The 4137-nt window shown below is 65.1% G+C and carries 4 protein-coding genes and 2 pseudogenes; 3 read left to right on the top strand and 3 right to left on the bottom strand.

Features of this window, described 5'->3' with window-relative positions:
* Positions 1-112: pseudogene (locus MOV75_RS29325) on the top strand (prolipoprotein diacylglyceryl transferase); the annotation flags it as partial.
* Here MOV75_RS29325 and MOV75_RS29320 read toward each other — a convergent pair.
* Positions 108-689 (bottom strand): annotated as a pseudogene (locus MOV75_RS29320) (xanthine dehydrogenase family protein subunit M); the annotation flags it as partial. The pseudogenes MOV75_RS29325 and MOV75_RS29320 overlap by 5 nt on opposite strands.
* Positions 686-1183, bottom strand: coding sequence for a (2Fe-2S)-binding protein (locus MOV75_RS29315; RefSeq protein ID WP_246930729.1), 498 nt, complete (start codon positions 1181-1183; stop codon positions 686-688). The pseudogene MOV75_RS29320 and the gene MOV75_RS29315, both read right to left, overlap by 4 nt.
* Positions 1184-1437: 254 nt before the next feature.
* On the opposite strand from MOV75_RS29315, the gene MOV75_RS29310 reads away from it, so the two are divergent.
* Both MOV75_RS29310 and MOV75_RS29305 read left to right on the top strand, forming a co-directional pair.
* Positions 1438-2076: a TetR/AcrR family transcriptional regulator gene (locus MOV75_RS29310; protein ID WP_246930733.1), complete on the top strand. Its 639-nt coding sequence runs from the start codon at positions 1438-1440 to the stop codon at positions 2074-2076.
* 66 nt (positions 2077-2142) lie between these two features.
* Positions 2143-2550 carry a DUF4864 domain-containing protein gene (locus MOV75_RS29305; RefSeq protein ID WP_246930727.1) on the top strand — a complete coding sequence of 136 codons (408 nt, stop codon included), beginning with the start codon at positions 2143-2145 and terminating at the stop codon, positions 2548-2550.
* Here MOV75_RS29305 and MOV75_RS29300 read toward each other — a convergent pair.
* Positions 2547-3734, bottom strand: a complete 1188-nt coding sequence (locus MOV75_RS29300; RefSeq protein WP_246930725.1) for an MFS transporter — start codon at positions 3732-3734, stop codon at positions 2547-2549. The genes MOV75_RS29305 and MOV75_RS29300 overlap by 4 nt on opposite strands.
* Between the last annotated feature and the right edge of the window lie 403 nt (positions 3735-4137).

The following is a 4137-nucleotide window of genomic DNA, read 5'->3' as shown; positions in this document are numbered from 1 at the left end:
CGCGCTGGCCTATATCAGCGGCATCGTGTTCGGCTGGCTGTATGCGCGCTCGCTCCTGAAGAGCGAGCGCCTGTGGGGCAGGCCCGCGCCGATCTCGCTGCTTCAGATCGATGCAACGCCTCGAGCGCGATCTCGCGGCGGCCGTTCCTGCCCTCGATCTCGACGATGGCATCGAGCGCGACCAGCGGCACGCAGAAATCCGACGGGTGGGTCGCGATGCAGTTCTCGCTCCAGCCGAGCACGGCATGGCCGCGGTTCTCGCCGTCGCGGGCGTCGCAGCCGCTGCCGGCCTCTCGCTTGTTGCAGCGGCTGGCGGTGTCGTAGAAATACGCACAGCGCGTCCGTTGCAGGAGATTGCCGCCGACGGTCGCAGCATTGCGCAGTTGCGCCGATGCACCGGATAGGAGCGCTTCGGCGACGGCCGGATAGGACTTTGCGAAATCCGCGTCGTGCGCGAGATCGGCATTGCTCACGAGCGCGCCGACGCGGAGCGATCCGTCGGCTAGCCGCTCGATGCCGTCGAGCCCTTCGAGATGGGTGACGTCGACGAGACGGTCCGGACGGCTGATATTGCCCTTCATCAGATCGAGCAGATTGGTGCCGGCGGCGAGATAGACGGCGCCCGGCTGGGCTGCGGCAGCAACGGCCTCGGTGACCGTGGCGGGCCTGACGTAATCGAACGGCTTCATGCGGAACGCCTCTGATTGATCTCGTCCATCTGTCCTTGCGCGTCGAGCACGGCATCGACGATGCCGGTATAGGCGCCGCAGCGGCACAGATTGCCGCTCATGCATTCGCGGATGCGTTCCGGATCGTTGCCGGCCTGCGCCTCGCTCATCATGCCGATGGCGCTCATGATCTGGCCGGGCGTGCAGAAGCCGCACTGGAAGCCATCATGGCCAATGAAGGCAGCCTGCACGGGATGCAGCTGGTCGCCGCGCGCCACGCCCTCGATGGTGAGGATGTCGGCGCCGTCATGGCTGATGGCGAGCGCAAGGCAGGAGTTGATGCGCTTGCCGCCGACCAGAATGGTGCAGGCGCCGCACTGGCCGCGGTCGCATCCCTTCTTGGTTCCGGTGAGATGGAGGCGCTCACGCAGGAGATCGAGCAGCGTGACGCGCGGATCGTCGAGGACGAAGTCGCGTCGCGCACCGTTCACGGTGAGGCTGATGGAGTGGTTCATACAAGGCTCCGATCAGATATGGACATGAGTGATCGCGCAGCGCGCCACCGCCGTGGCCGCCGTCGATCTTGCGCCGGCCAGACACACAATCCCGGCTCGCACCCGGCGAAGATACGGAGGCACCCTCCGCTTAACAAGAGCCGCCGGAAAATATTTGGAATTCGTCAAAAGCCCGTGCACCACCAACGCGATGCAGCCCCGCGAGGGTTCAACGAGGGTTCAATCTAACCAATTCGTGATCTACATTGCCTGATATGGACGACCACACCGATCAGACCCGAAAGCCCCGCGCCGATGCCGTGCGCAATCGCGAGCGCGTGCTCGAGGCCGCGAAGGCCGTGTTCAACGCCGGCGGCCCCGAGGCGAGCCTGGAGGCGGTCGCCAAGCGTGCCGGCGTCGGCATCGGCACGCTCTATCGGCACTTCCCGACGCGCGAGGATCTGTTCGAGGCGGTGTACCGGCGCGAGGTCGAGCAGCTCAGCGAGCTTGCCGAGCATCTGCGAAGCGCGAAGGATCCGGTCGACGCGCTCCGCCGCTGGCTACGCTCCGCCGTCGAATTCGTCGCGACGAAGAAAGGCATGTCGGCTGCGCTGGCGCTGACCTATCAGAGCTCGTCGGAACTCGCAGCCTTCTCGATGGACCGGCTGACCAAGGCGATCGGCTCGCTGCTCGCGCGCGCGGTGGAGGCCAGCCAGATGCGGGGCGATATCAGTCCGGAAGACCTGCTCAGGGCCCTGATCGGCATGTGCTACATGCACGATCAGCCCGGCTGGCAATCCTCGGTGCTGCGCATGCTCGACGTGTTCGTCGATGGACTGCGCGTGCAGCCCGCCGCCAAGGCCAAGGCAGGCGCCGCCAAGCGCGCGAAACCTGCGGTGAAACGCAAGCGATAGCGCGCCCGTATTTCCCTGAGGTCATGCTAGGATCAGCATCGCCGGGATTTCAACGCGGAGCCTGTCATGCGCATTGCCGCCGTGCTCGTCGCTATCAGCCTTGTCTTCAGCTCCACCGCGGCCCTCGCCGACGATGTTGCCAATGCGCGGGGCGTCATCCGCGCCCAGGAGCAGGCCTTCGTCCGCGACGATGCGCGCGCCGCCTATTCCCACGCCGCGCCGGCGATCAAGGAGATCTTCCCCGCGCCGGACATCTTCATGTCCATGGTGCAGAACGGTTATGCGCCGATCTATCGCCACAAGAGTTTTGAATTTGGCGAGAGCAAGAGCGAGGGGAGCTGGATTTCCCAGCGCGTTCATATCATCGACGCCAATGGCGAAGCGTGGGAAGCCCTGTACACGCTCGAGCAGCAGGCGGACGGCAGCTACAAGATCACCGGCTGCTCGCTGCTGAAGGCGGGACAGTCGGTTTAGGTCGCAAAACCCGGTCCGGCCTTCACCGCATTCATCCGCGAGCGGATCAGCAGGGTCACGACGATGGCGATATTCAGCGCGTTCCAGGCGACGCCGTTGGCGAACGCCGCGGCGTAGGAGCCGGTGGCATCGAAGATGACGCCCGACACCCAGCCGCCGAAGGACATGCCGAACACCGACGCGAAGATCACGATGCCGACGCGGGTCGCGGCCTCGCTCGCCGGCATCGCCTCGCGCACGATGATGGCATAGCTCGGCACGATGCCGCCCTGGAACAGTCCGAACATCGCGGAGATCAGATAGAGCGAGGCGAGGCTGTCGAAGAACAGATAGAACACGAGCGCAAAGCCCTGCGCCAGCGATCCCACCAGCAGCGTGCGGATGCCTCCGATCTTGTCGGCGAGATAACCCGAGCCGATGCGGCTGATGATGCCGCAGCCCATCATCAGCGACAGCATCTCCGCGCCGCGCGCCACGCCGTAGCCGAGGTCGCCGCAATAGGCGACGATATGCACCTGCGGCATCGCCATGGCGACGCAGCAGGAGATGCTGGCGATCGAGAGCAGCACCGTCAGCGCGTTGGTCGAGAGCTTGAGATCGACCCGCGGCGGCGGTGCGTTGGCGTGATCGCGGACCTTGTCGTCACCCATCTGCGCGCGCAGGACGAGGACCAGAAGCGCCATCGTGCTGGCGCAGACGATGCCGATGCCGATATGGGTGTAGCGCCAGCCGATCTCCTGCGTGCCCCAGCTCACGATCGGCGGCCACATCGTGCCGGCAACGTAATTGCCGCTCGCGACGATCGTCACGGCCAATCCGCGATAGCGCTCGAACCAGTGCGATGCTTCCGCCATCAGCGGCGCGAAGGTCGCGGACGTGCCGAGCCCGATCAGGAAATACGCCGCTACGAACTGCCAGAGCTGGGTCGACAGCCCCGCGAGCACATTGGCGACGCCGAGGAAGGCGATGCTGATCGCCATCGCCGCCACGATGCCGAACCGGTCGGTGATCTTGCCAGCGATCACGCCGCCGAGCCCGAAACCGAACATCATCAGCGTGAAGGCCAGCGACACTGCTCCACGTGTGGCACCGAATTCCGTCTGCACCACGGGAATCACGACCACGACCGCCCACATGCCGACGGCGCCGATCGAGCCGATCACAAGCGCAATGAGCAGCCGCATCCAGGCCTGACGGGAATCAGGGCTGAATGAATCAGGGCTTTGTCCTGGATGATTGGGTGCGTGCACGCGCGGAACATGTTCGCGGATCGCCTCGCGGTCAAGCATCGTGGCGCGATATTGGGCATGCGCGGTGCACTGCGGTAATAAGTTCTTGGCGAACGCACGTTTTGCCATTAGTTTGCAATCAGCGTGTGCAACATTGCCGCGCGGAACGCATGTCGGCGGAATGTTGCTGCGATTGACACGATCGATGCGGATCAGGGTGGGGCGGATCGTCGCCCTCGCCTATCTGTTCTGCGTGATCGCGCCGGCGGCAGTCCTCGCGTGGGGCGGCGGTCCCGCGCCATGCCTCGACGACGCGATCCTCGCCGATCTCGTGCCGGCGCATCACCATATGCAGGCC

It is taken from the genome of Bradyrhizobium sp. PRIMUS42 (assembly GCF_023006515.1).
Classification (GTDB): domain Bacteria; phylum Pseudomonadota; class Alphaproteobacteria; order Rhizobiales; family Xanthobacteraceae; genus Bradyrhizobium.
The sequence above is the reverse complement of the archived record's forward strand: the minus strand, read 5'-3'. Positions and strand labels throughout refer to the sequence as shown.

Excerpts from the sequence above, each read along its gene's own strand:
- MOV75_RS29315 (WP_246930729.1), bottom strand. The coding sequence starts at position 1,183 with ATGAACCACTCCATCAGCCTCACCGTGAACGGTGCGCGACGCGACTTC.
- MOV75_RS29300 (WP_246930725.1), bottom strand. The coding sequence starts at position 3,734 with ATGCGGCTGCTCATTGCGCTTGTGATCGGCTCGATCGGCGCCGTCGGC.
- MOV75_RS29305 (WP_246930727.1), top strand. The coding sequence starts at position 2,143 with ATGCGCATTGCCGCCGTGCTCGTCGCTATCAGCCTTGTCTTCAGCTCC.
- MOV75_RS29310 (WP_246930733.1), top strand. The coding sequence starts at position 1,438 with ATGGACGACCACACCGATCAGACCCGAAAGCCCCGCGCCGATGCCGTG.